A 24,828-nucleotide genomic window follows, 5' to 3' on the forward strand; every position below is an offset into this window, starting at 1 on the left:
GTTCATATAGGAGAGGTGATAGCGATGCTGTTGAACCGTGAATCAAGTGGCAAACGGTGGCGAATCAGGCCGGATGGGCTGGGGAAGGTAACAGGCCGCCTTGCTTATTTGACAGATATGTCGGCAGCAGGCATGCTCTATGGCCGGGTTCTGCGCAGTCCGTATCCTCATGCTCTTATTCTCAGCATTTGTACCGAGAAGGCGCAGCAGCTTGAAGGTGTTCATGCCGTGCTGACCCATCTCGATGTGCCCGGTTTGAACCGCTATGGCATTGCCCATCAAGATCAGCCTGTTTTTTGTGAAAATAAAGTTCGGTATGTCGGCGATGCAGTGGCAGCTGTAGCCGCAGAGACGGCTGAGCTAGCCGAATATGCTCTTACTCTCATTGAGGTCGATTATGAACTGCTGCCGATCGTTGACGATGCCGAGCTGGCGCTTTTGCAGGATGCGCCGCTGCTTCATCCACAGGGCAATCTTCTTCACCGCAGCCAGTTTAATAGAGGGCAGCTAGGCAGCGGGTTCGCTGCGTGTACGCATATTGTAGAGGATACGTATTTCACGCCGAGGCAGATGCACACCTATATGGAAACCGAAGGCGGCTTGTTTGTGCCGGAGGAGGATGGGCGGTTGACGGTATATTCGCCTACTCAGCATGGGTTTATGGATCGTCTGCAATTATCGCGAATTACCGCGATGAAGCAGGAGCGAATCCGCATCGTCTCAAGCCCGATTGGCGGCTCCTTCGGCGGCAAGGATGAATTGAATGTACAGCCTTATGGCGCACTGCTGGCGCTCAAAACAAATCGCCCTGTCAAGCTTCATCATTCCAGATGGGAATCGGTTCGGGCGGGACTCAAACGTCATCCGATGAAAATTTCGATGAAAACCGGTACAGATGCCAGCGGCCACCTGCTTGCGCATCAAGTGCGGATTATCGCCGACACTGGCGCGTATGCGACGCTGGGAGCAGAGGTGCTTAACTTTGCCGTTGAGCATGTACTTGGACCATACCGCTACGATCACGTGAAAGTGGACGGTTATTCCGTCTATACGAACAACGGAATGTCTGGCGAGTTTCGCGGCTTTGGCGGAAACCAGGCGATTTTTGCACTGGAAGGGCAGCTTGACAGGCTTGCAGAGAAGCTTGGCATGGACCCTTGGGAGCTGCGGCGGATGAATATGCGTATGCCTGATGATCCGGGCCCGTTCGGCCAGCCGATCGTCGTTACCGAAGGTGCCATGCAGGTGTGGAATGCAGCTGAAGCGAGCGGCTTGTGGCAGGAAAGAGGGATGCCGAATCGAGAAGAGGAGCGCGAGCCGTGGATTAAGGTGGGTATTGGCTCAGCCTTCACCATGCACGGCGGCGGGCTAGGTGTAGGCATTCCCGATCCGGCAGGCGGCAGGCTCTTGTTGGCAGCCGATGGCTGTATTGAAGCGATATTCGGCTACGAGGAATTTGGGCAAGGCTTGCTTGCTACGCTTGCGCTGATGCTGATCGAGCAATTCGGATTGGCCGAATCCGATATCCGAATGATTATCGGGGATACCGATCTAGTGCCCGACAGCGGCTCTACGACAGCTTCAAGAGCGACCAGCATGATGTGGAAGACGCTGCAAAATCTGAAAGCGCCGTTTACTTCGCAATTGCTGGAGCGGGCGGCGGAGCTGCTGGGAAAATCAGCTGATAAGCTCGCAATGGGAGCGGGAGGCATTTATGAGACCGCAGGCGATTCCTTGCTGCTGACATATAAGGAGCTGGCTGAGGCAAAAGGAGAGCGGATAAGCTGCTCGACCGCCTTTCAGTTCCCGACATCAGATACCCCACGAACAGGAGCTCATTTTTTATATACGTATGCTGCGGTTGTTGTGAAGGTCGAGATTAATCAACTGACAGGACGAGTGAGGGTGCTTGACCAATACCATGCGGTAGCGGCAGGACCTGTCATGAACCCGCAAGGCTTTCTTGGGCAGATTGAAGGCGGCAGCAGCATGGCGCTTGGATTTGCGATTACGGAAGATGCGGTTATGCAGCAGGGACAATATATGACGAAAAATTTGGATACGTATTTAGTTCCAACGATTGTGGAGCATCGCGGTACGGTCAGTGTTGAGCCGATTGAGCATTTGCCGCATGGAGATAGCTTCGGTCCGCGCGGCATTGGTGAGGTAGGCTCGGTTACGCTTGCCCCGGCCATCGCCGCTGCTATTCATCAGGCGGTGGGCATTCGCGTGACGAAGCTGCCGATAGAGCCGGAGCTGCTGCAAAATGATTGTGCTTTTGCTTTTGCTGAAGAGGCGGTGAGCAAGCGATGAGCAAGCATGAAATGCTGGGAGCGCCGCGAGGCGCAGAGCAGTCGGAGCTAGCCTGCACCATCAATGGCGAGGAAATGAAGCTGGAAGTGGCGGGAGCAAGACGGCTGCTATCCGTACTGCGGGACGATTTAGCGCTTACGGGAACGAAGCGTTCCTGTGAAATTGGGCGCTGCGGCGCCTGCATGGTGCTGGTCGATGGCAAGCCGATCAATGCTTGCTTAACGATGGCCTACCAATGCGCGGGCAAGCAAATTACGACAATTGAAGGCATCGGTGCGGCTGATGGAGGCATGGACCCCGTACAGCGCGCTTTTCTCGAAGAGGGAGGCTTTCAATGCGGCTACTGCACGCCTGGCATGATTATTTCGGTTAAGGCGCTGCTGGATCGAAGTCCTGACCCAAGTGAAGAAGAAGTGGAAGAAGCACTATCAGGCAATATTTGCCGATGCACCGGCTACGGAGGTATTAAACGGGCCGCCCAGCGGGCGATAGAATGGAGGAGGGAAGCGCCATGAAATTGGACTTGTTAAATACGTTGAGCCGTGAGGCATTTACGGAAGCGCTTGGCGCTATTTTTGAACATTCGCCTTGGGTGGCGGAACGGGCATGGGAGAATAAGCCGTTCAGCTCGGTTGAACAGCTGCATGAGAGCATGGTAAATGCGGCATATACGGCGGGAGAGGAGCGGGTGCTTGTGCTTATTCGCGAGCATCCCGATCTGGCAACTCGAATCAGCATTGGTGAATATTCCACCAGAGAGCAGCAGGGGGCGGGACTTAGCCAATTGACGCCTGAGGATTATGAGCAGTTTGCAGCGATGAACCGCCAGTATACGGAGAAGTTTGGCTTTCCATTTATTTTAGCGGTACGTGGCAAAAGCAAAGCAGACATCAAGGAAGCGATGGCGGCGCGCATCGAAAACAGTCTTCGGGAGGAACTAGAGGAGGCAAAATGGCAAATTGCCCGTATCACCGCCTTGCGCCTCAACGATTTAATAGAGCAGTAGAACGTACAAGTTTATACCAAAATGGATATAGAGCAAAGGGAGAGGGTAAACATGTTGAAACTTCACAGCGGACGTACACTTTATTATGGCAAAGGGGATGTACTGACTTACCGCACCTATGCAGCTCCACTTGCGGTGAAGACCATTCCAGAATCGGCTTTTACTGGTGATACAAACGTGATTTTCGCCCATAATATTACATTTGCAGTAAGTGGCGAGACGCTGCTGACCTCCTTCTCCAAAGGTGACAATACGCAGGTCGTAGCGACGGATTCAATGAAAAATTTTATTTTGCGGCAAACGGCCGACTTTGAGGGGAGCACGACAGAAGGGCTGCTTGCGTTCATCAGCAAGCAATTTCTTAGCCGTTATCCGCATATTGACGCCATTGAGCTGAGTGCAGACCGCATTCCATTCCATATGCTTGAAGTGGCAGATGGCAGTGACGGACTGGTGGATAGCTCGCTTGTTTACCGCCGTTCCCATAATGATCATGCGAGCGCCTCGATGAAGCTCGTCCGTGACGGCGAAGAGGGAGCGACCGTTATAGTGGAGCATGAGTGCGCTATTACTGATTTGCAGCTTATTAAAGTTAGCGGCAGCTCATTCTTTGGATTTGTCCGCGACGAATATACGACACTGCCGGAAAGCTATGATCGGCCATTATTTATCTTTCTAAATATATTTTGGACCTATGGAGATGTTGAACATGCCGTAGAAGTGGGCTCAAGGCAATACGTAGCAGCCGAGCATATCCGGGATATTACCCATAATGTGTTTCACGAATATAAAACCCCATCGATTCAATATTTAATTTATCAAGTCGGCTTGCGTATTTTGACCCGTTTTCCGCAATTGGCGGAGGTGCGGTTTGAGTCGAATAACCGGACATGGGAAACGGTGGTTGACCATACGGAGGAGGATGCAGCCGCTGTCTATACCGAACCGCGCCCGCCATTCGGCTTCCAAGGCTTTACGCTTACCCGCGAGGATTTGGCAAATGAGGAAGCTTCCTCATGAGCGGCAAAATAACGACGCATGTGCTCGACATTTCCACGGGAAAGGCTGCCGCAGGGATGGAGCTGGAGCTGTGGCAGTTGAGTGAGGAAACGGGGGAACGGCTGCTGCTTCAATCGGCTGCGACGAATGGAGACGGACGGCTGGAGGCTCCGCTGCTTGCTGGCGAGTTTATGAAGCCGGGCGTCTACGAGCTTGTGTTTGATGCCGGAAGCTTTTTGTCACGCGATAGTGGCACGGCGCAGGCATCGTCGATTGAATTTATTTTCCAGCAAATACCGATTCGTTTTCGCGTTAACGATGCGCAGGCGCATTATCATATTCCGCTGCTTGTTGCGCCGGGCGGCTACAGCACTTATCGCGGTACTTAGAATAGAGAGGTAGACAGATAGGCTTGGTTTATGGGGGAAAAGGGGTGGATAGGCATGGCTTCCTACTATGATTGCATCGTTATGAATGGTTTTGTTGTTTTGACTGGTGAAGTGAAAAAGCTGGATATAGGCATTCGCGATGGCCGCATTGCTGCCTTGGAGCAGTCACTCGCAGGTGCCGAGGCCGGCTCCCGAATCGATGCGGAGGGACAGTATGTGCTGCCCGGCATGGTCGATATTCACGTGCATTTCAATGAACCGAATTTGGGGCATTGGGAAGGCTTTGCGAGCGGGTCAGCCGCACTAGCTGCCGGAGGAGCGACCTGTTACGTAGATATGCCGCTCAATGGCAATCCTCCGACTGTAACGACAGAGGCGCTTGCGCTGAAAGCAGGCCAGGCAGAAGGCAGCTCGGCTGTTGATTATACGTTCTGGGGCGGACTCGTCCCAGGAAAGCTGGAGGAGCTTGCTCCTATGTTCGAAGCGGGCATCGTCGGCTTTAAAGCGTTTATGTCCAATCCCGGCGGCGAAGGAGAAGGACGTTTTCGCGAGGTGGATGACTGGACCCTGTACGAGGGGATGAAAAAAATCGCCGAGCTTGGCGGCTTTGTCGCCCTGCATGCCGAGAGCGACGCCATGACGTCCCAACTCGCTGATGCCGCCCTTGCAGCCGGGCGCTTTGATGCTGAGGCATTCGCAGCCTCGCGGCCGATTATTGCCGAGCTGGAGGCGGTAAATAAGGCGCTGCTGTTCGCGGAGCAGACGGGCTGCCAAGTACATTTTGTTCATATAAGCAGCTATGACGCGGTGGAGCTGATTGATCGCGCGAAGCAGCGCGGCTTGCCCGTGACGGTGGAAACCTGCCCGCATTATTTGCTGCTGACGCAGAAGGACATGACGGCGCTTGGAGCGGTTGCCAAATGCGCGCCTCCACTGCGCGGCGAGGAGCAGCGCGAGGGACTGTGGCGAATGATTGGCGAAGGCAAGCTGGATGTTATCGCTTCAGACCATTCGCCATGTCCGACTTCGATGAAGCTGGATGCTGCTAAAACGTTTTTCGAGGCATGGGGAGGCATATCTGGCGCACAAAGCAGCATGGAGCTGGTGCTTGGTGAAGGGTGGATCAAGCGTGGGCTGTCGCTGCCATTGCTAGCCTCGCTGCTGTCAGCAGGACCTGCTCAGCGCTTCGGGCTTTATCCGCGCAAGGGAGCTATTGCAGTCGGCTCGGATGCTGACCTGGCTATAGTTGACCCTAATGCGGCCTATGAGCTGCTGGAGGAAAATTTATTTTATCGGCACAAGCATAGCCCTTATGTGGGGAAAGAGATGGCCTGCCGAGTCGTGGCAACACTCGTTCGAGGAACCGTTGTCTATTCGTTTGACGGCGGTTTGGCAAGGACTGCATCGGGTAAATCGCTGCTTCCGCTTGAGGTCGGGTCGGAAAAGGGCATGATGAAGGGGAGCGTTTGAGATGACAATGACTAGCAAACTGCAGCTCGCCGCCTTTGTCCCTAAGCTGCTGGAGGAATTGTCCCAGTTCGGCGCTGATCCACGTGGTGGTGTGACAAGGCTGCTTTATACGGCTGAATGGCTGGAGGCGCAGCAATATTTAGCCCAGCAAATGAGAGAATTGGGCATGGACGTTTATTTTGACCGGGTAGGCAATTTGTTTGGCCGGCTGCAAGGCAGTTCAGGAGAAGGACCCGTTGTTATGACGGGCTCCCACATCGATACGGTGCAATCAGGCGGATATTATGATGGGGCTTATGGTGTCGCTGCTGGGATTACCGCTTTGGCGCATTTGAAGGAAGCTTATGGGCAGCCTGTAAAGACGCTTGAGGTAGTCTCTCTCTGTGAAGAGGAAGGCAGCCGTTTTCCGCTTACGTATTGGGGATCGGGCAATATGACCGGGCTGTATGATACAGAGCAGGACGCGGAGCGCTATGATGCTGCAGGAATTAGCCTGCAAGCGGCGATGCTCGCCTGCGGCTTTGGCAAACCGGAGCAGCGTGACCCCCGCAGATCGGATATTGCAGCGTTTGTAGAACTGCATATTGAGCAAGGACCTGTTTTGGAACAGCGGCAGCTCAGTGTTGGCATTGTCGAGGCTATCGTTGGGCAGCATCGTTATACGGTAACGGTGGGAGGAACAGCCAATCATGCCGGGACGACGCCAATGCCGCTGCGCCGCGATGCACTGGCTGGAGCAGCTGCGATGATCGTGCAGCTGGAGACGGCAGCGATTTTAACCGGCTCTCCGCTCGTTGCTACGATTGGGAAGCTGACGACAACGCCAAATACGCCGAATGTCATTCCCGGCTTCGTAAGCTTTACGGTCGATGTTCGCCATATTGATGAGACAGCCATTCAACAATTTTGCCAAACCGTTTTTAAGCAGTTTGAAGAAATTGCTGGCGAACGGGAGCTGTATGTGACGATTGATCAATGGATGGAGGCAGCACCTGCTCCAATGGATCGGCAATTGCGTGACCGGCTGTCACGAATTGCTGAGCAAATGTCTCTGCCTTATACGGTTATGCCGAGCGGAGCGGGGCATGACGCCCAGCTGCTGTCAGGCGTGTGTCCTACAGCGATGTTATTCGTTCCCAGCCGCGGCGGCATCAGCCATTCGCCAGACGAATATACATCGCCGGAGCAATTGGTAGATGGGACGGCGATATTGTCAGCATTGTTGTATGAGCTTGCATACGAGGAGAAATGATGATGAAGAGCTACCGAGAACTGTCGCCTTCCCCCCGCACGATTATGACGCCCGGCCCTGTTGAGGTTGACCCGCGTGTGCTTCGTGCGTTATCTTATCCTATACTGGGTCAATTTGACCCCGAGTTTACGGCGCTTATGAATGATACGATGGAAATGCTGCGCAGCTTGTTCCAAACGGACAATCGCTGGGCTTATCCGATAGATGGAACGTCGCGTTCAGGCATTGAAGCGGTACTTAACAGCTTAATAGAGCCGGGCGACAAAGTGCTGGTTCCGATTTATGGCCGTTTCGGCAATCTGCTTTATGAAATTGCCGAGCGCTGCGGCGCAGAGGTTGTGGCGCTGGATAAGGAATGGGGCGAAGTTTTTGAGCCGGATGAAGTCATCGCCGCAATGAAGCATGAACGTCCGGCGCTTTTGCTTATGGTTCACGGGGAAACGTCCACAGGCCGGATGCAGCCTTTGGAGGCGATTGGCAAAGCATGCAGGGAGCAAGACATTCTGTTTGTCGTTGATGCCGTTGCGACCATCGGCGGCGTTTCCGTTGAGACGGACGCCTGGTGTATGGATGCCGTTATAGGCGGTACGCAAAAATGCTTGTCCGTTCCATCGGGCATGGCCCCGATTACTTATAACGACAGGGCGGAGCGGAAAATCGCTGCCCGCAAAAAGGTCGAGCGAGGCCTGCTCGCCCCTGGAGATGCTGTCAGCGGCAATCGCCGTCCGGCTATTCAGAGCAACTATCTGGATTTGAGCCAGCTACAGGATTATTGGGGGCCAGCAAGACTCAATCATCATACGGAGATGACTTCGATGCTGTATGGCTTGCGCGAAGGGCTGCGAATTTTGCTCGCTGAAGGGCTTGAGGAGCGATTCGCTAGACATCGCAGGCATGAAGCTGCGCTAATGGCAGGGCTTGCAGCAATGGGATTAACCTTGTATGGAAATCCAGCCTGCAAGCTTCCGGTTGTTACTTGCGTGATGATCCCAGAGGGCATTGACGGAGAAGCGGTTCGCAGCATGCTGCTAAGCAGCTTTGGCATCGAAATCGCCAGCTCGTTCGGAGTGTTAAAAGGGAGAATCTGGCGCATTGGCACGATGGGCTACAGCTGCAGCCAGAAAAATGTGCTGCATGTGCTCGGTGCACTTGAAGCGGTGCTGATTCGGCATGGCGCAGTTGTGCCAGCTGGAGAGGGCTTGCAGGCGGCACTAGCTGTGTATGATGTGTATGATCGTTAAACTTACGCTATTTTGTACCGCCGCCCGGGTTTTCCTGGAAATATAGGAAAGTATACGATTTCGCCATACTTTCTCTATATTTCTCGGACTGAAACGCGCCACGCCGCCAGAAGACGGCTTTCGGCCGTTTAACCTGGTTCGGCGGTTTGCTATATCTTTAGCTAGTATTTTAAATTTAAAGGAGTGCTTACGATGAAAGATGTAGTGGTACGGGAGCAATTGAAAAAACTGCCCAAAATCGATTTGCACTTGCATTTGGATGGCAGCGTGTTGCCGAGTACGCTGCGCGAGCTGGCAAAGGAGCAAGGCAAGGAGCTGCCCGTTGAGGCAGGCAGCGACCTTACTCCATGGATGCTTGCAGATGAGAGCTGCAATAGCTTAAAAGAATATTTGAGCAAATTTGCTTTTGTCGAGCCATATTTGCAAACGCCAGAGGCGCTGGAGCGCGTAGCTTATGAAGTGGTTGAGCAATCGGCGGAACAAGGCTGCCGTTATATCGAGGTGCGATTTGCACCGCTGCTGCATATTAAAGGAGGTTTGTCTCTGGAGGAGGCGATGCGCCACACCATTCATGGCTTGCGGCGTGGAGAACGGGATTTCGGCGTAAAAGCGCGGGGAATCGCCATCTGCCTGCGCCATGACGCTTATGAGCGCAATGAACAGGTCATACTGGCGGCCGCCAAGCTGCAAGGCGATGGAATCGCAGCGGTAGATTTGGCTGGTGATGAAGCATCCTTCCCGCCAGAGCTGCATCGTTCCTTATTTAATCTCGCAGCGAGCAAGGGGCTGCCGATTACAATTCACGCTGGGGAAGCGGGCGGCGCGCAAAATGTGCAGGAAGCGATTGAGAGCCTTGGAGCCACCCGTATCGGCCATGGCGTGCGCATTACGGAAAATCCTGCTATTATGGAAATGGTACGCCGTACAGGCACGCCGCTGGAGCTATGCCCGCTGAGCAACATACAGACAAAGGCGGTTAGCGGATGGGACGCTTATCCGATTAAAGCCTTTCTGGCAGCAGGCATTCAGGCGACCATTAATACGGATAATCTGACGGTTTCGGGTACGACGATTGGTTTGGAATATGAGCTGTTGATGCAAAAATGCGGCGTGACACTGGAGGAAATCGGCAGGCTGATTTTGAACAGCGCCCATGCGGCCTTTTTGGAGCAGGATGAAAAACGGCAGCTGATTGCCGACATAGAACAGGGGCTTGCAGCTGCGGGAGTGAAGCCTGCCGTATAAGGAGAGTCCCTGATTCGGAAACAATGGAGGAAATGACGTATGCGAACCATTTTAGCCGTAATTGGGGATTATTATCATCCTGCGGAGGCCATTGCCGAGGGCTTGCAGCAAAGCTTAGCGCCATTAATGGCGTCGGGGGACATCGAGCTCAGCTATACAACGGTCAAATATTTGGCGGAGGAGCTGGCAGCAAAGCCGGATGCGGTCATTTTGTACAAAGATAATAATATGAATCCCGCTGATGAACAGGTACAGCAATGGCTCGGCGAGGAGACAGAGCAGGCGATATTGGGGTATGTCAGGGCTGGTGGAGGCTGGTTCGCTTGGCATTCCGGGCTTGCATCGTATCCGGCAGAGGGTGGCTACGTGCAGATGACGCGGGGTTATTTTCAGCATCATCCCGAGCAGAAGCTTGTGCGTTCTTTAACGGTTGAGCCTGCTGGGCGTTCCGGCGAGGAGCATGTGAATATAGCGGCAGATCTGGCGTTTGAAACGGTCGATGAGCATTATTTTGTACACTGTGAAGAAGCATTAACGACGGTATTTATGCGCACGTATTCCGAGGATGGGCAGTCGATTGGCGGCTGGTCCCATGCCTACGGAGAAGGCCGCGTATGTTGCTTGACGCCTGCGCATAATCGCGAAAGCCTGCTGCATCCGGTGCTGGGCGAGCTGGTGAATGCCTGTGTGCAGTGGTGCGCGCGGATGGCGTAGCTTTGACGCCAAAGGATGGCGCCAGCCGTTTCACCTTGAAATATAGGAAAGGACATGATGTTTTCATCCTTTCTCTATATTTCTCGGACTGAAACGCGCTGCGCCGCCAAAGGACGGCGAAAGCCGTTTCACCTTGTACGATCATTTTGGCTTTATATATGCTTGAAAAGCGCGGTTCCTGCAAATGATAGAGGAACTGCGCTTTTGTCTGCTATAATAAGATCATAAGCATTACGATTAGAGGGTGGTGGGTTCGAATGGATAAAGTGATAGATGAGCAATGTGACGACACATGTATAGGGACGAAGCAGGAGGGTGCAGATCTGCTTACCGCAAAGGTTGAGGAGCAGACGGCCATTGATTTGGCTGAAATGTTCAAAGCGCTAGGCGACCCGACGCGGGTTAAAATGATTTATGCGCTGCTTTCGCAAGAGCTGTGCGTGCATGATTTATGCGTCGTGCTGGATATGGCACAGTCGGCTATTTCACATCAATTGCGTTATTTGCGCAATGTGCGCATCGTAAAGCGCCGCAAAGTCGGGAAAACCGTCTATTATTCGCTTGACGATGATCATGTAAAGGAAATTTTCATCCAGACACTGCAGCATTTGCATCACAGCTAAGTGCTGCGTCCAGATAAGGAGAGGATCTAGACGTGACAGAAATGCCGCCAATTATTATACAGGCTAGCGAGGAACATATTGCGGACGCTGTCGCTTTTGCAGCGCTAGTCCGCGAAGAGGTCATGCCAATGTTTGCGGCAAATGGTTTGTCGCCCGATCTCGTGAATTTCTCGGAGCATTATTTGCATCAAGCGGGAGCTGGTTTTTTTCTGGCCCTTTCAGAGCAAGGAGAAATACAGGGGTGCATTGGTGTGCAGCCCTATGATAACCGAATTGAAACGGCTATGTATGAAGCGGACCGCCCAGCCGCCGAAATTGTAAAATGCTACGTAGCGGCAAGCTGCCGCAGAAGCGGCCTAGGCTCGCTGCTTACAGCAGAGGCCAAACGTTTTATCGCACAGCAGGGCTATAGCGTAGCGTATTTGCATACACATCGTTTTCTAAAGGGGGCAGTCGATTTTTGGCAGCGTCAGGGCTTTGCCATAACAGCTGAAGATCAGGATGAATGGCAGACGGTACATATGGATGCGAGCGTTACATAATCGTACTTATAACCAGATCGATTCAGGCGCGTAGCGCTTGGGTCGTTTTTTTTGACATAGATTGGTTCAACCCTTGACATACCCCCATGGGGTATTATATGATAAACGCAACAACAGATACCCCCATAGGGTATGAAAAGGTGGCAATCAGGATGGAAAACAGGCAAACAACGCTGGAAATTTCGGGTATGACATGTGCGGCATGCGCGAATCGCATAGAGAAAGGCTTAAATAAGCTGGAGGGCGTATCGCAAGCGACAGTCAACTTTACAATGGAGACGAGCCATGTCGAATATCATGCAGATACGATCGATTTGGCTGCGGTCATTAAGCGGATCGAGCAGCTTGGATTTACAGCTGAGGAGAAGGTAGAGCAGAAGCAAGGAACGGACCGTCGGCGTGACGAGATCCGCAAGCAGCAGCTGAAGTTCATCCTATCGGCGATACTGTCGCTGCCGCTTTTGTGGGCGATGGCCGCGCATTTTTCATTTACGTCGTTTATATGGGTGCCAGATTTATTGCTCAATCCGTGGTTTCAACTGGCGCTGGCGACCCCTGTACAATTTATAATCGGCTGGCCCTTCTATAAGGGGGCATTTAATGCGCTGCGCAGTGGGGGCGCGAATATGGATGTCTTGGTAGCGCTTGGAACTTCGGCAGCCTATTTTTACAGCTTGTATTTGACGTTGAAGCCTGAAGAGCATGTTGGAATGGCTAATATGCCCGTTATGCAGGAGCTGTATTATGAGACCAGCGCCTTGCTCATTACGTTGATTTTACTTGGAAAATGGTTCGAGGCGCTCGCTAAAGGCCGCTCATCGGAAGCGATTCGCTCGCTTATGGGTCTGCAAGCGAAAACAGCACTCGTTGTGCGCGACGGCTCCGAAATGAGCATCCCGGTCGAGCAGGTAATTATTGGCGATCAGCTTATTGTGAAGCCGGGTGGCAAAATTCCGGTCGATGGCGTTGTGCTGGACGGTAGCTCGGCGATAGACGAATCGATGCTGACTGGAGAAAGTCTCCCTGTTGACAAGCAGTCAGGTGATCAGGTGTTTGGGGCGACTATTAATAAAAATGGCGTCTTGCGTATTCAGGCTACGAAGGTTGGCAAAAATACGACGCTGGCGCAAATTATTCATATTGTCGAGCAGGCACAGGGCTCGAAAGCACCGATTCAGCGAATAGCTGACCGTATTTCCGGCATCTTCGTTCCGATCGTTGTCGGTATCGCCGTTGTTACTTTCGCCTTGTGGTTTTTATGGATCGAGCCCGGTTTATTCGCCGAAGCGCTGGAGAAAGCCATCGCGGTGCTCGTTATAGCATGTCCTTGCGCGCTCGGACTTGCTACTCCAACTTCTATAATGGCTGGATCTGGCCGGGCAGCAGAAGTAGGCGTCTTGTTCAAGGGTGGTGAGCATCTAGAATCAACGCATCATATTACAGCGGTGCTGCTTGATAAAACAGGTACGGTGACGGAAGGCAAACCTTCACTGACCGATGTTATCGTCCAAGGTGATATGCCGGAGCAGGAACTGCTTGCCCTCGTTGGCGGAGCCGAGAAAAGCTCGGAGCATCCGCTCGCAGAAGCTATTGTAGCTGCAATTGAAGCGCGGAACATTGCTCTTCCCGAAGCTGCTGAATTTACTGCAATTCCGGGCTTTGGCATTCGGGCAACTGTGGCGGGCCGCGATGTAGTTGTCGGAACACGTGCTTTAATGGAGCGTTATGCTGTTGCACACAACGGTGAAGCGTCAATGGCCGAGCTGGAGGAAGCCGGAAAAACAGTTATGCTGACGGCTGTTGCTGGTCAATATACTGGCATGATTGCGGTTGCGGATACGATTAAACCTTCATCCAAGGAAGCGATTGACCGTCTCAAGCATCTTGGCATTCAGGTCATGATGATTACAGGAGATAATCCACGGACTGCAGCGGCTATTGCAAGTGAAGCGGGGATTGAGCATGTCATCGCAGGGGTGCTGCCGGAAGGCAAAGCGGATGAGGTCAAAAAGCTTCAGGCGGCCGGCATGAAGGTAGCGATGGTCGGGGACGGCATTAATGATGCCCCGGCATTGGCGGCAGCGGACATTGGCATGGCGATGGGTACAGGAACGGATGTCGCGATGGAGACGGCAGATGTTACGCTTATGCGCGGCGATTTAAACAGCATTGTCGACGCCATAACGATGAGCAAAAAGACGATGAGCAACATTAAGCAAAACCTGTTCTGGGCGCTGGCCTACAATGTCATCGGCATTCCTATAGCGGCAGCGGGCCTGCTAGCGCCTTGGCTGGCAGGGGCGGCGATGGCGCTTAGCTCCGTATCGGTTGTACTCAATGCGCTGCGCTTGCAGCGGATGAAAATCAAAGCCTAATGCTAATGGCAGGGTTGCCCGTCCACCTATGAATCGGGTATTCTAAAAGGGTACTTCATTTCGTTTCTGGGAGAGGACAGCATCCAATGAATAAAAATGCAAAAATTGGCGGCGGCGGCCTTCATCACATCGCGCTGCGCGCATTTGACTTTGAAGCAACCGTAAAGTTTTATACAGAAGGACTCGGCTTTACGCCAAGACATAGCTGGGGTGAAGGGGATGGCCGCGTTATTATGCTCGATAGCGGCGATGGCAACTACCTTGAAGTATTCGCTGGCGGCAAGGCTCCGGCGGCGGACGAAGGCTCCTATTTCCATTTAGCTTACCGCTCCGAAAATATAGAGCTTGCCGTTCAGTCAGCAGTAGCTGCTGGCGCGGTAATAACGGTGGAAACAAAGGATGCTGTGCTTGGCGACAATCCGCCAACCCCAGTGAAAATTGCCTTCGTAAAAGGCCCGAACGGAGAGATTATTGAATTTTTCCAAAGCACAGGTGACAATCAGCTGTAAGCAATCGGCAGGCTATAAGCAAGAATCATTTATGTCAAAAATGCTGCAACAGCCGAAGGCGATGCCTTCGGCTGTTCCGGCTTATGGCCTCCATTATGAAGGCGGGCCGCTATTTTTAAAATATAGGAAAGGATATGATGTCGCCATCCTTTCTCTACATTTCTCGGACTGAAACGCGCTGCGCCGCCCAAGGACGGAGTCAGACGTTTCACCTTGTTAGCGGTTTTAGTAGTAAGGAGGGCTTGTATGGTCGTTGTTATGATAGTTGCGGCGCTTGCGCTGCTATTTTATTTATTTTTCATATTGCCGACGCAGTGGTTTAAGGTGGAGCGTTACCACTATCCGGCGGGGTTAGGGCTCAAGGTGCTGCAAATTAGCGATCTGCATGTTGAAAATATTCGTATCAGCCCAAGGCGAATCCAGAAGCTGATTGCAAGGGAGCAGCCGGCATACATATTTCTCACCGGAGACTTTACCCAGAGGCTGAGTTATTTACCGAAGGTTAGGCAGTATGTGAAGGCGATTTGCGCAGCAGGCATTCCGGTTTATGCGGTGTTTGGCAATCACGACCATCGGATAAAGCCTTCCGGAGTGCGCGAACTGACGAAGCTTCTGGAACGGGAAGGCGTTATCGTTCTGACTAACGAGAGCATCGATTTAGGTGCATTTCAGCTGGTTGGAATTGATGATTGGAGCAGCAAAAAAAGCAAGCCGGGAAAAGCTTTTCTCCACGTTGATTCTTCAAAGCCCATTATCGTGCTCGCACATGACCCTAATACGGTGCTTCACATTAAGCATGCCTATGATTATCTCATGTCGGGTCATTTTCATGGCATGCAGTTTAATGTACCATTTTTGTTCCGGTTTATTAACAAGGGGAAGCTCGCTGCTTCTGGCTTTTATAAAGGCCAGCATAAATGGAGCAACGGCACCTTCTATATTTCCAAAGGCATTAGCCAGACCGAGCCCAACGCCAGATTCCTCATTCGCAGTGAAGTAACGGTGCATCAGTTGTAGAACGGCTATAGCAAAGGGGAGATCGTACCAATGATTTATGTAGTTAGACATGGGCAAACCGATTATAACAAGGAACAAAGAATGCAAGGAAGGTCGGGACTGCCATTAAATGTGCAGGGGATAAAACAAGCGGAGCAGCTAAGAGAGAAACTGCGGGATATCACCTTCCATTTTGTATTTTCCTCGCCACAGGAAAGGGCTGTACAAACAGCGGAAATAGCAACCGGCGCCACTGCCATAATAGATGTAAGGCTCGATGCTTTCGATTTAGGGGAAGCGGATAAATTAAAAGCGAGCGAAGTGAAAATGAAGGGCTTTATTCCTGATTCAAGCGTCTATAAAGGAGTAGAAGAAACCGATCATTTTGCTGAACGAATTTTTGGTTTTATGAGTGAGCTTGAGGCGAAGAATGAAGGCAAAGAGGTTAATATTTTAATATCCGGACATGCTTGCACAACGGGCTGTATTGGTGCTTACTTCAATGGCATACCGGATGATGGAAATATTACGAGGTACTCGTCAGCTAATGGGGACTACAGGACATATGAGTTCAAATCAGTGATGGCCGATTAGCAAAATAAAAGATGTCGTAAGCAGCTTATCCTTATGAGGAAAACGAGCTGCTTTTTTCTATTGCAAAAAACGCATCGTACACTCGCTATAAGAAGCAGAGTATACGATGCGTTTCGCTTAGCAGAGGAATGTTACTCCGATATTTCAAGACTCACATTCCTCTGCTGTCAAGGCGAAGAGAAGGTGATCCTCCCAAACCCCATTAATTTTTAAATAGCGAAGGGCAAGGCCTTCTTGGCGAAAGCCTGCACGCTCCAGAACACGAATGGAAGGCGTGTTTCGCGGCATTACCCCAGCTTGCAAGCGGTGCAGACCGAGCTTCCCGAAAGCATAAGCGGTGACCAAGCGAACGGCCTCCGATACATAACCGTTGCCTTGATGAGCCCGATCGAGAAAATAACCGACATTGGCATTTTGCAAGGGTCCTCGTATCACATTAGACAACTCAATTCGGCCAATTAACTGCTGCCCCAGCATAATGCCGAATGGAAAAGAAGCAGCTTCAGCCTGCTTCTGTATGCCAAGACTAATATGCTCCTGCTGGCCTTCCAAGGTGAGGAAGTTATCAGGGCGAACGGGATCTATAGGCTGGAGCAAGGCTTGGTTGCTTAATCTAAGCACAAGCATGGCCTCTGCATCAGCAAGCTCAAGAGGCTTTAAATAAACACTCTGCTTTATTGTCATCTATCGGTCCTCCTTTCTAAATAGCTGCACCTGAAATCGAAGGTGCGGCCAACGGGGATAGAAGCGGGCAGTTAAAAAATGCTAAGCTTAAACGGCTTCTTGTATAGCGGATAAAGCCATTTGACCCCGCTCGGCGTCAACGTATCTGCGAATAAATGGGATAAGTATCCGATAATGGCCACTCGCATAATGCCTTCAAGATGAAGCTGCTGCTCCAGTCCCCAGGCGATTGCGCCCCATGCCGCGGTAGCCCATACCGTATGGGTCATGCCGCGATGCTTGAGCCAAGGCGCCACGGCAACGAATGCACCTAGGCCGATAAGCCAGTTCATGCCGAACCAGAAGCCGCCATACACAAAGGCTCCGCCAATAGCGCTGACAAGTGCATTGCGGATGACTCCGCGCTTCGCTACAAGTCCGAGAAGCACGACGCCAACGGAAGCTACAAGCAGCTTCCAGCCAACGGTATGATTGACCACATACAAGTAGCTGACAATCGCAATCATAATAACGCCGCCCCAAATGAGCAAATCATGAATGAGCTTGGACACTTTGCCGAGCTTGCTGCTCAAAATACTGGGGCCATCCAGATCCGCGCTTAAGGCGGAGATCGCGGCAACGGCTACATAAGCAGCCGCATTCGCAGGGGTGAAGGAATAATAAGCTGCCGCACCGGCTCCAATAGCCATGCCAATCGTAAGATGTGTCGTGCCTTTCATTGTTCCTCCTAATGCCTGGCTATTATCCAGCTGTGTATTCAAACGTATGTTCGCTATGTTATTATACTAGAAACAGCCGAAGGGAACAAGAGTACGCATCATTTCTTTCGCATATTACAAGTGGGGAGGTATAAGGATGGAAGAAACCATTATGTTTTTTGAAACGCCTGACGAATGGCGCAGCTGGCTGGAGCATAATCATGAGCAGGAGACGATGCTTTGGGTCGGTTTTCGTAAAAAAAGCAGCGGGAAGCTATCCATTAGCTGGCCCGAGTCAGTAGATGAAGCACTATGCTTTGGCTGGATTGACGGCATTCGCAAAAGAATAGATGAAGAGAATTACAAAATACGCTTTACGCCGCGGAAAAAAGGAAGTATCTGGAGCTCTGTTAATATACAGCGTGTTACGGAGCTAATTGAAAGCGGACTAATGCAGCCAGCAGGGCTTGCTGCATATGAACGGCGCAAGGAAGCGAAATCCTCCGTGTATGCTTATGAGCAGAAGCCGGAGCATATTGTACTGGCACCAGAGGAGGAAGCGGCTTTCAGGGAGCAGGCAGCGGCATGGAGCTATTTTCAGGAGCAGCGTGCAACATACCAGAAAACAGCCCTGTGGTGGGTGATCAGCGCCAAGAGGGAGGAGACGCGCAGCAAGCGGCTTCGCACCTTGATTGAAGACTCCGCCAGCGGACGAACACTACAGCAATTTACGCCAATCGTCAAAAAGTGACAAGAGTAAACGGCCGAAAGCCGTCCTCTGGCGGCAAAGCTTCGTGTCGCGTTGAAATATAAGCTGGTTATAAGGTGGGAACTTATAAATGCTTATATTTAAAGAAAAAAATAATTTTGTTTCTTTTTTGCAACACTTTTCGCCGCATCTGCGTTGTATAGTTATTAGCATAGAAACGAGTAAGGGAGCGGTACAAAATGAAAAAAGCAATTCTCAGCGCAGCACTCGCCATCGCTTGTTTATTAACACTAGGTTTAGCCGTAGATAATGGCAAAGGTAATGCATCCAGCAGCCCGATTAATCAAACGACCGTCTACATGGATCATATAATGAAACAAAATAACGCCTTCGTCGTTACATATGATGAAATTCAGTGGTACGAAGGAGAGGCGGCGAACGTTCAGTTCCGCCAGCATGAGCAAGATGCTGAAATGACGGATGCACCAGATGGCTATTACATTGTCAATGACGATCCTCAGCTTCACGACCTGCCGATTGCAGCAGATGCTGAAGTATTCATGCAAATTTACAATCGTACGGGCAACGCTGCAGATGCAGACATTCAATGGAATGAGCCGATCACAGTTGACAAATTCGTCTCGATTATGAATTCCGATGATCCATTTCATCTGAAAAATTTCCCTTATCACGTTACGATTAAAGACGGGGAAATCGTGAAAATTGTTCAGCAATATATCCCGTAAGCCAGAGTGTGAATCCGGGGCATTCGAGCCAAGGAACACATAACCCTAACTCTGGACTTGATGAATAGCTGCAAGCGAAGCTGTTATGCGATTATGCATAGCAGCTTTTTATTTTGCCTTAAAAAAAGTTGATGACAATCGATTGACACATGAATGATGGCCATGGTATCATTCCTGATAGTAAATATTACGAATAGATAACGAGCTAAAGCGCTCGTTTTTTATTTGAATACTAATCGTAATGATTACATATATTTAGCGCGAAAGATATGCCCGAAAGGGAGAGGGAGCTTGGTTATGCTGTTATTGAAGGGGAATAAAACGAATAAACGATTATTTTTCACCATCCTGCTGCTCGTTCTGTCTATGGTCATTGCAGGGTGCGGAAATGCTGGAAATCCATCATTGGAGACCGGAAATGCTGATCAAAGCACTGCTGCTGCGGAAAATAAAGCGGGAAAAAAGCTGACGCTGCTCTACCATTTTAAGAGTGGAAGTTTGGATCCGCATAATGATTATATTGTTTTGAAAGCGGGCGTAGTTGAAACGCTTGTACGTATGGATGACAAGCTGGAGCTTCAGCCGTGGCTAGCGTCCGAATGGGAGTCGGTAGATGCCTCCACGTGGCGTTTTATAATTCGCGAAGGCGTTACCTTTCATAATGGTGCCAAGCTTGATGCGGCTGCTGTTAAAGCTTCGCTTGAACGCGGCATAGGCGTGAACAAGGCGCTGGACACGACACTTAAGATCGCTTCTATGAAGGCGGAAGGCCAGGAGCTTACCATTACGACAACGGAGCCACTGCCAGCTTTTCCATCTGAGCTTGTAAATCCATATAGCGGCATTATCGATGTGGCGGCTGAGCAAGCAGTGGGTACCGAAGCGTTTAATAAGGCGCCAATCGGTACGGGACCCTTTCAAGTAAAAGGCTTCACGCCGAATATGGAAATCAATCTGGCCCGTTATGACAGCTATTGGGATGGTGCCGCACAGCTTGAAGAAATTACGTTCAAATTTAATGAGGACGGCAATGTACGGGCACTGGCGCTTCAGGCGAAGGAGGCCGATCTAGCTTTTCAGCTTCCAGCCGAAATGGTCGATGTCATTAAACAGGATCAAGACTTGAAAATAGAGTCGCTTGCTGGCTTGCGTGCGCATTTCCTGCTTTACAACCAACAGCAGCCCGCTTTAAAAGACGTACTGGTCAGACAGGCGCTGGACTTGCTCATTGACCGTGAAAGCATGGCAAAGGACGTCATGCTGGGCAATGCTTCTCCTGCCAATGGTCCATTTAACGCGAATTTGCCTTTCGGCAGCAAGGAAGCGGTCCAACCGCTCGATACGGACAAGGCGAAGCAACTGCTCGAACAAGCCGGCTATGCACAAGGCAGCAGCGGCAAGCTGGAGAAGGATGGAAAGCCGCTGTCCCTTGAGCTCGTTACTTATAAAGGCCGGCCAGAGCTTCCGCTCATTGCTCAGCTCCTGCAATCCGATGCGGCTAAAATTGGCGTAACGTTAACGATAAAGAACGTTGAAAATGTGGATACGTATTTGCGCGATAATAACGATTGGGATTTGGCCACTTACAGCAATTTGACAGCTCCGCGCGGGGATGGAGGCTTTTTCCTGAATTCGGCGTTTACAGTTGGAGGTTCGCTTAATCCGGCTAATATTAGCAGCGACGAACTGAGCGCAATCCTTGCACAGCTGAATGCTACGGGTGACACAGCGCAGCGCGTAAAGCTTACCCAAGCTGCCGCTGCGATAATTAAAGCGCAGGCTCTGCACTCCTATGCGGTCTATCCAAACATAATTGTAGGCATGAATAAGAAGGTGACTGGTTGGACACCAGGACCTGAAGAATACTACTTAGTTACAAACAAGATGGATGTGTCTTAACGTGCTGCAGCTCATAAAAAAACGTTTGATTCAGCTCGTATTTGTACTCTTTATTTTATCCTTAGTTATTTTTATTCTGATGAAGCTCGCTCCTGGCGACCCTGTGCTTACCTTGCTGCATGCTGATGAAATGTCGATTACACAGGCCGATGAAGCTGCGCTTCGGGAGGAGCTTGGCTTCGACCAGCCCGTGCTTGTGCAATACGGAAAATGGATGCTCGGGCTAATCCAGCTTGATCTGGGCACTTCATATTTAAAAGGCCGTCCGGTGCTGGATGAACTGCTGGATAAGCTGCCGGCGACGATTCAGCTGACAGCTAGCGGCCTTGCAGTCATGGTAGCCATTGCACTCCCGCTTGGCCTAATCGCTTCGCGCTATCCAAACCGCTGGCCGGATCATGTGTCCCGCATACTCGCACTTGTTGGCGCGTCGATTCCGAGCTTTTGGATGGGGCTGCTGCTCATTTACTTATTTTCCTTAAAGCTAGGGTGGCTGCCGACAAGTGGCAAGGGCAGCTTCGCACATATGATTTTGCCATCCATTACGCTCGGTTTTGCAATGGCTGCTGTCTATGCAAGGCTGCTGCGCTCCGGGCTGCTGGACAGTCTGTCCCAAGATTATATTAAAGCAGCAAGGGCACGTGGGCTAGCTGAGCGCCGCATATTAATGGGACATGCGCTGCGTGCCGCGCTGCTTCCGGTTATTACAGTGTTCGGCGTCAGCTTTGGCAATTTGCTGGCAGGATCCGTTGTCATTGAAACGCTGTTTGCTTGGCCGGGGCTTGGCAGCTTGGCGCTTGAGGCGATTTTTGAACGGGATTATCCGATTATTCAAGGGTATGTGCTGGCGACGGGACTATTCGTTGTTGTCGTCAATCTGCTAGTTGATCTCAGCTACAGCTTGCTTGACCCGCGAATTCGCTTAGGGAAAGGAGCCGCCTCATGAATGGGAAAATAATCGCGGAGCTTTCACTGCCGCTAAGACGGAGCCAAACGGGCCGGCAAATGCTGCAAAACCGTACGATGATGCTGGGCATGGGCTTGCTCGGAATCATCTTACTGCTGGCGCTGTTTGGACCAATTATTGTGCCTAATGATCCTTTAACTGTGCAAATGGGAGAACGGCTGCTCTCCCCAAGCTGGCAATACCCGCTCGGAACGGATCATCTCGGAAGATGCATTTTCACAAGGCTTGTTATAGGGGCGCAGCTTACGCTAGGCATCTCAGCCATTGTCATTGTTACGGTAATCATACTTGGCGTACCGCTGGGGCTTATTTCGGGCTATATCGGCGGACGCTTCGATTCGATTATTATGCGGCTTGTAGATGGCATGGGGGCGCTGCCGGAATTTATTTTTGCCATCGCGTTTGCTGGTTTTCTTGGACCCAGCCTGCCTAATTTGATTTTTGCCATTGTGCTGGTGAAATGGATTGGCTACGCCCGGGTTGTGCGCAGCGTCGCCTTATCTGAGCGCGAGAAGGAATATGTGCTGGCGGCAAAGGTTGCGGGCTGCAGCACTTGGACGATTTTGCACCGCCACTTGCTGCCTCAAATAATCTCTCCTGTTATCGTGTTGGCGGCACTAGATATTGGGAAAATCATTATGATCATCTCGATGCTCTCCTATCTGGGACTTGGCGCACAGCCGCCAACGCCAGAATGGGGCGCCATGCTCAATGATGGCCGGCCTTATTTTCAATCTGCGCCGCAGCTCATGATTTATCCAGGACTTGCCATTATGGCGATCGTCATTGCCTGCAATCTGCTCGGTGAAGGGCTGCGCGAAGCGCTGGATGTCCGCAGTCGCTAGTATCGATTCGAGGTTAGCAAGGGAAAGGAGGCGTATGACCTGATGCCGCAAATAATGGATAAGGAAATGCCAGTGCTGGAGGTTTCACAGCTGCAAATTTTCACGCGCCAGGGGAAGCAGCGGCGCCCGCTCGTTCATGGCGTCAGCTTCGTCATCCCTAGAGGCGAGACACTTGCACTTGTAGGGGAAAGCGGCAGCGGCAAAAGTGTAACCGCAAGTGCTGTGCTTGGCTTGATGTCCAGCTCGCTTGACATAGGCAGCGGGGAAATTCGCTTTCGCGGGGAAAATGTTCTAGCGTGGGCGGATAAGAAGCGGCGAGGTTTGCGTGGACGCGAAATCGGATTTATTTTTCAAAATTATCAGGAGAGCTTTACGCCATTTATTACGGTTGGCAAGCAGATGAATGAAACGCTGCGTTCTCATGAGAAGCTGACAAGGCGGCAGGCAAAGGTGCATGCGTTGGAATGGCTGGAGCAGGTAGGGCTGCCTGCGGAGCGTGTCTACAGCAGCTATTCCTTCCAGTTGAGCGGCGGGCAGCTTCAACGGGCTGCAATCGCAGCGGCGATGATGCTTCAGCCTTCGCTGCTTATAGCAGATGAGCCGACGACGGCGCTGGATGTGCTTTCGGGCGAAAAGGTGCTGGATGTGCTTTCCAGCCTTCAGAAGCGAACGGGCTGCGCAGTACTGCTCATTTCACATGATCTGCGGCATGTGGTGAAACGAGCTTCGACGATAGCCGTCATGAAGGACGGGCATATTGTTGAGCTGGATACAGCAGAGCATATTTTGTATCACTGTCATCACGAGTATACGCAGCAGCTATTGAATGCAAGGCCATATATAACATAAATGACTTAACGTAGGGGAATTCAGGAGGTGAACAGCAGGTGCAGCCTTTGTTGCGTGTAGAGCGTTTAAGTAAAACCTTCATGAAATCGAAGGAGCAGGTTTTTGCGCTGAAAGAAATTTCGCTGCAAATTGCGAGGGGTGAATGTCTTGGCGTTGTTGGCGAAAGCGGTAGTGGAAAAAGCACATTAGGCAAAGTGATTTTGGCGCTGGAGCGACCGGATAGCGGTGAAGTATGGCTGGATGATGTTCAACTGCTACGGCTAAAGGGGGCGGCACTTAGAGAGCAGCGGCAGCATGTGCAGGTCGTATTTCAGGACCCGAACGCCGCGCTTAACAGCAAAATGCCCATTTGGCGTTCGATCATGGAGCCGCTTGATAATTTTCCGAAGGTAATGCCGCCTTTTCTGACGGGCGATCGCTCAGATAGGCTCGGTATGGCGGCGCAGCTGTTAGCGCTGGTCGGTCTGCCTATGGATCATTTGGCCCGTTATCCGCATGAGCTCAGCGGCGGGCAGCGGCAGCGGGTCGCTATCGCTCGAGGGATCAGCTTGAACCCAAAGCTGCTCGTCTGTGACGAGCCAACCTCAAGCCTCGACGTATCCGTTCAGGCACAAATTTTGCAGCTGCTCAAAAGCTTGAAGCAAACACTGGGCATGTCCTATTTGTTTATTTCCCATGACATAGCCTCCGTCCAATATATGAGCGATAGAATGATGGTTATGAAGGATGGAGAAATGATTGACGAGTTTGCAAGCTTCGAGTTGACACATGAGGATCGGCATCTCTACACCAAGCTGCTGGTGGAGGCGGCGAGCTAGCCGTCTTGTCTGAAACAACATTGAAAATTATAATTTGAAACATTTTAGAAACTGTGCTATTATCAAAACCATCTTAAAAAGCGAGGAAGAGAAAACATACGAAGGCGATTATGTTCAGAGAGCAGGGGGAGTGCTGAGACCTTTGCCATAATCCTTGTATGCCGTCATCTCGGAGCTTTTGATGGAAAGCGGAGCCTGTGTGCGCTGGGCACCCGTGAGTAGACTCAAACGGAATGGCACACGTTATCGTGCGGCAGGTAGGGCATGGCCCTATCTCATGAGGCTGAAATCGCAAGATTCCAGTAAATCAGGGTGGTACCACGAAATTTTTCCCCTTTCGTCCCT

The 24,828-nt window shown here is 51.4% G+C and carries 25 protein-coding genes; 23 read left to right on the forward strand and 2 right to left on the reverse strand.

Annotated elements, in window-relative coordinates; translation table 11 throughout:
- Positions 1-24: 24 nt before the first annotated feature.
- The 16 genes from pucD to MHB80_RS13560 all read left to right on the forward strand — a co-directional run bounded on the left by pucD (position 25) and on the right by MHB80_RS13560 (position 16,268).
- Positions 25-2,313: a xanthine dehydrogenase subunit D gene (pucD, locus tag MHB80_RS13485; protein WP_341282600.1), complete on the forward strand. Its 2,289-nt coding sequence runs from the start codon at positions 25-27 to the stop codon at positions 2,311-2,313.
- Positions 2,310-2,828, forward strand: a complete 519-nt coding sequence (locus MHB80_RS13490) for a (2Fe-2S)-binding protein (protein WP_341282601.1) — start codon at positions 2,310-2,312, stop codon at positions 2,826-2,828. Before pucD ends, MHB80_RS13490 begins: the two co-directional genes overlap by 4 nt.
- Positions 2,825-3,319: a 2-oxo-4-hydroxy-4-carboxy-5-ureidoimidazoline decarboxylase gene (gene uraD, locus MHB80_RS13495; RefSeq protein WP_341282602.1), complete on the forward strand. Its 495-nt coding sequence runs from the start codon at positions 2,825-2,827 to the stop codon at positions 3,317-3,319. The genes MHB80_RS13490 and uraD overlap by 4 nt, the downstream gene beginning before the upstream one ends.
- Before the next feature lie 51 nt (positions 3,320-3,370).
- Positions 3,371-4,339 carry a factor-independent urate hydroxylase gene (gene pucL / locus MHB80_RS13500; RefSeq protein WP_341282603.1) on the forward strand — a complete coding sequence of 323 codons (969 nt, stop codon included), beginning with the start codon at positions 3,371-3,373 and terminating at the stop codon, positions 4,337-4,339.
- On the forward strand, positions 4,336-4,707 hold the full coding sequence (gene uraH / locus MHB80_RS13505) for a hydroxyisourate hydrolase (protein WP_341282604.1): 372 nt from the start codon (positions 4,336-4,338) through the stop codon (positions 4,705-4,707). The genes pucL and uraH overlap by 4 nt, the downstream gene beginning before the upstream one ends.
- A 54-nt stretch (positions 4,708-4,761) precedes the next feature.
- Positions 4,762-6,177 (forward strand): allantoinase, encoded by a 1,416-nt coding sequence (locus tag MHB80_RS13510; protein WP_341282605.1) that lies wholly within the window; start codon positions 4,762-4,764, stop codon positions 6,175-6,177.
- 1 nt (position 6,178) lies between these two features.
- Positions 6,179-7,429 (forward strand): allantoate deiminase, encoded by a 1,251-nt coding sequence (allC, locus tag MHB80_RS13515; protein ID WP_341282606.1) that lies wholly within the window; start codon positions 6,179-6,181, stop codon positions 7,427-7,429.
- A gap of 2 nt (positions 7,430-7,431) precedes the next feature.
- Complete coding sequence (locus tag MHB80_RS13520) at positions 7,432-8,670, forward strand: alanine--glyoxylate aminotransferase family protein (RefSeq protein WP_341282607.1); 1,239 nt, start codon at positions 7,432-7,434, stop codon at positions 8,668-8,670.
- A gap of 192 nt (positions 8,671-8,862) precedes the next feature.
- Positions 8,863-9,915 carry an adenosine deaminase gene (gene add, locus MHB80_RS13525; RefSeq protein ID WP_341282608.1) on the forward strand — a complete coding sequence of 351 codons (1,053 nt, stop codon included), beginning with the start codon at positions 8,863-8,865 and terminating at the stop codon, positions 9,913-9,915.
- A gap of 39 nt (positions 9,916-9,954) precedes the next feature.
- Entirely contained in the window at positions 9,955-10,629 is a 675-nt protein-coding gene (locus tag MHB80_RS13530; protein WP_341282609.1) for a ThuA domain-containing protein, read from the forward strand.
- A 257-nt stretch (positions 10,630-10,886) separates the two neighbouring features.
- Positions 10,887-11,252 carry a metalloregulator ArsR/SmtB family transcription factor gene (locus MHB80_RS13535; protein ID WP_046233172.1) on the forward strand — a complete coding sequence of 122 codons (366 nt, stop codon included), beginning with the start codon at positions 10,887-10,889 and terminating at the stop codon, positions 11,250-11,252.
- A gap of 41 nt (positions 11,253-11,293) precedes the next feature.
- The gene (locus MHB80_RS13540; RefSeq protein WP_341282960.1) at positions 11,294-11,794 is read left to right on the forward strand and encodes a GNAT family N-acetyltransferase; all 501 of its coding nucleotides are present in this window, start codon (positions 11,294-11,296) and stop codon (positions 11,792-11,794) included.
- A gap of 152 nt (positions 11,795-11,946) precedes the next feature.
- Positions 11,947-14,169 (forward strand): heavy metal translocating P-type ATPase, encoded by a 2,223-nt coding sequence (locus tag MHB80_RS13545; protein ID WP_341282610.1) that lies wholly within the window; start codon positions 11,947-11,949, stop codon positions 14,167-14,169.
- Between the two features lie 86 nt (positions 14,170-14,255).
- Complete coding sequence (locus MHB80_RS13550; protein WP_341282611.1) at positions 14,256-14,678, forward strand: VOC family protein; 423 nt, start codon at positions 14,256-14,258, stop codon at positions 14,676-14,678.
- Positions 14,679-14,924: 246 nt separating this feature from the next.
- Positions 14,925-15,695 carry a metallophosphoesterase gene (locus tag MHB80_RS13555; RefSeq protein ID WP_341282612.1) on the forward strand — a complete coding sequence of 257 codons (771 nt, stop codon included), beginning with the start codon at positions 14,925-14,927 and terminating at the stop codon, positions 15,693-15,695.
- Between the two features lie 30 nt (positions 15,696-15,725).
- Positions 15,726-16,268 carry a histidine phosphatase family protein gene (locus MHB80_RS13560; protein WP_341282613.1) on the forward strand — a complete coding sequence of 181 codons (543 nt, stop codon included), beginning with the start codon at positions 15,726-15,728 and terminating at the stop codon, positions 16,266-16,268.
- 144 nt (positions 16,269-16,412) lie between these two features.
- Here the strand turns inward: MHB80_RS13560 and MHB80_RS13565 are convergent, their stop codons facing one another.
- Together MHB80_RS13565 and MHB80_RS13570 are read right to left on the reverse strand one after the other, a co-directional pair.
- The gene (locus MHB80_RS13565; protein ID WP_341282614.1) at positions 16,413-16,952 is read right to left on the reverse strand and encodes a GNAT family protein; all 540 of its coding nucleotides are present in this window, start codon (positions 16,950-16,952) and stop codon (positions 16,413-16,415) included.
- A 71-nt stretch (positions 16,953-17,023) separates the two neighbouring features.
- Positions 17,024-17,671, reverse strand: a complete 648-nt coding sequence (locus MHB80_RS13570; RefSeq protein WP_056037893.1) for a metal-dependent hydrolase — start codon at positions 17,669-17,671, stop codon at positions 17,024-17,026.
- Positions 17,672-17,807: 136 nt separating this feature from the next.
- On the opposite strand from MHB80_RS13570, the gene MHB80_RS13575 reads away from it, so the two are divergent.
- The 7 genes from MHB80_RS13575 to MHB80_RS13605 all read left to right on the forward strand — a co-directional run bounded on the left by MHB80_RS13575 (position 17,808) and on the right by MHB80_RS13605 (position 24,483).
- On the forward strand, positions 17,808-18,401 hold the full coding sequence (locus tag MHB80_RS13575; RefSeq protein ID WP_341282615.1) for a YdeI/OmpD-associated family protein: 594 nt from the start codon (positions 17,808-17,810) through the stop codon (positions 18,399-18,401).
- 197 nt (positions 18,402-18,598) lie between these two features.
- Positions 18,599-19,105 carry a hypothetical protein gene (locus tag MHB80_RS13580; RefSeq protein WP_341282616.1) on the forward strand — a complete coding sequence of 169 codons (507 nt, stop codon included), beginning with the start codon at positions 18,599-18,601 and terminating at the stop codon, positions 19,103-19,105.
- 297 nt (positions 19,106-19,402) lie between these two features.
- Positions 19,403-21,004 (forward strand): nickel ABC transporter substrate-binding protein, encoded by a 1,602-nt coding sequence (gene nikA, locus MHB80_RS13585; protein ID WP_341282617.1) that lies wholly within the window; start codon positions 19,403-19,405, stop codon positions 21,002-21,004.
- 4 nt (positions 21,005-21,008) lie between these two features.
- Entirely contained in the window at positions 21,009-21,950 is a 942-nt protein-coding gene (nikB, locus tag MHB80_RS13590; RefSeq protein ID WP_341282961.1) for a nickel ABC transporter permease, read from the forward strand.
- On the forward strand, positions 21,947-22,816 hold the full coding sequence (nikC, locus tag MHB80_RS13595; protein WP_341282618.1) for a nickel transporter permease: 870 nt from the start codon (positions 21,947-21,949) through the stop codon (positions 22,814-22,816). Before nikB ends, nikC begins: the two co-directional genes overlap by 4 nt.
- Before the next feature lie 42 nt (positions 22,817-22,858).
- Positions 22,859-23,665 carry an ABC transporter ATP-binding protein gene (locus tag MHB80_RS13600; RefSeq protein ID WP_341282619.1) on the forward strand — a complete coding sequence of 269 codons (807 nt, stop codon included), beginning with the start codon at positions 22,859-22,861 and terminating at the stop codon, positions 23,663-23,665.
- Between the two features lie 38 nt (positions 23,666-23,703).
- Positions 23,704-24,483 carry a dipeptide/oligopeptide/nickel ABC transporter ATP-binding protein gene (locus MHB80_RS13605; protein WP_341282620.1) on the forward strand — a complete coding sequence of 260 codons (780 nt, stop codon included), beginning with the start codon at positions 23,704-23,706 and terminating at the stop codon, positions 24,481-24,483.
- Positions 24,484-24,828: the final 345 nt, after the last annotated feature.

This window comes from Paenibacillus sp. FSL H8-0537 (genome assembly GCF_038051995.1).
GTDB lineage: Bacteria > Bacillota > Bacilli > Paenibacillales > Paenibacillaceae > Pristimantibacillus.

Excerpts from the sequence above, each read along its gene's own strand:
- pucD (WP_341282600.1), top strand. The coding sequence starts at position 25 with ATGCTGTTGAACCGTGAATCAAGTGGCAAACGGTGGCGAATCAGGCCG.
- MHB80_RS13490 (WP_341282601.1), top strand. The coding sequence starts at position 2,310 with ATGAGCAAGCATGAAATGCTGGGAGCGCCGCGAGGCGCAGAGCAGTCG.
- uraD (WP_341282602.1), top strand. The coding sequence starts at position 2,825 with ATGAAATTGGACTTGTTAAATACGTTGAGCCGTGAGGCATTTACGGAA.
- pucL (WP_341282603.1), top strand. The coding sequence starts at position 3,371 with ATGTTGAAACTTCACAGCGGACGTACACTTTATTATGGCAAAGGGGAT.
- uraH (WP_341282604.1), top strand. The coding sequence starts at position 4,336 with ATGAGCGGCAAAATAACGACGCATGTGCTCGACATTTCCACGGGAAAG.
- MHB80_RS13510 (WP_341282605.1), top strand. The coding sequence starts at position 4,762 with ATGGCTTCCTACTATGATTGCATCGTTATGAATGGTTTTGTTGTTTTG.
- allC (WP_341282606.1), top strand. The coding sequence starts at position 6,179 with ATGACAATGACTAGCAAACTGCAGCTCGCCGCCTTTGTCCCTAAGCTG.
- MHB80_RS13520 (WP_341282607.1), top strand. The coding sequence starts at position 7,432 with ATGAAGAGCTACCGAGAACTGTCGCCTTCCCCCCGCACGATTATGACG.
- add (WP_341282608.1), top strand. The coding sequence starts at position 8,863 with ATGAAAGATGTAGTGGTACGGGAGCAATTGAAAAAACTGCCCAAAATC.
- MHB80_RS13530 (WP_341282609.1), top strand. The coding sequence starts at position 9,955 with ATGCGAACCATTTTAGCCGTAATTGGGGATTATTATCATCCTGCGGAG.
- MHB80_RS13535 (WP_046233172.1), top strand. The coding sequence starts at position 10,887 with ATGGATAAAGTGATAGATGAGCAATGTGACGACACATGTATAGGGACG.
- MHB80_RS13540 (WP_341282960.1), top strand. The coding sequence starts at position 11,294 with ATGCCGCCAATTATTATACAGGCTAGCGAGGAACATATTGCGGACGCT.
- MHB80_RS13545 (WP_341282610.1), top strand. The coding sequence starts at position 11,947 with ATGGAAAACAGGCAAACAACGCTGGAAATTTCGGGTATGACATGTGCG.
- MHB80_RS13550 (WP_341282611.1), top strand. The coding sequence starts at position 14,256 with ATGAATAAAAATGCAAAAATTGGCGGCGGCGGCCTTCATCACATCGCG.
- MHB80_RS13555 (WP_341282612.1), top strand. The coding sequence starts at position 14,925 with ATGGTCGTTGTTATGATAGTTGCGGCGCTTGCGCTGCTATTTTATTTA.
- MHB80_RS13560 (WP_341282613.1), top strand. The coding sequence starts at position 15,726 with ATGATTTATGTAGTTAGACATGGGCAAACCGATTATAACAAGGAACAA.
- MHB80_RS13565 (WP_341282614.1), bottom strand. The coding sequence starts at position 16,952 with ATGACAATAAAGCAGAGTGTTTATTTAAAGCCTCTTGAGCTTGCTGAT.
- MHB80_RS13570 (WP_056037893.1), bottom strand. The coding sequence starts at position 17,671 with ATGAAAGGCACGACACATCTTACGATTGGCATGGCTATTGGAGCCGGT.
- MHB80_RS13575 (WP_341282615.1), top strand. The coding sequence starts at position 17,808 with ATGGAAGAAACCATTATGTTTTTTGAAACGCCTGACGAATGGCGCAGC.
- MHB80_RS13580 (WP_341282616.1), top strand. The coding sequence starts at position 18,599 with ATGAAAAAAGCAATTCTCAGCGCAGCACTCGCCATCGCTTGTTTATTA.
- nikA (WP_341282617.1), top strand. The coding sequence starts at position 19,403 with ATGCTGTTATTGAAGGGGAATAAAACGAATAAACGATTATTTTTCACC.
- nikC (WP_341282618.1), top strand. The coding sequence starts at position 21,947 with ATGAATGGGAAAATAATCGCGGAGCTTTCACTGCCGCTAAGACGGAGC.
- MHB80_RS13600 (WP_341282619.1), top strand. The coding sequence starts at position 22,859 with ATGCCGCAAATAATGGATAAGGAAATGCCAGTGCTGGAGGTTTCACAG.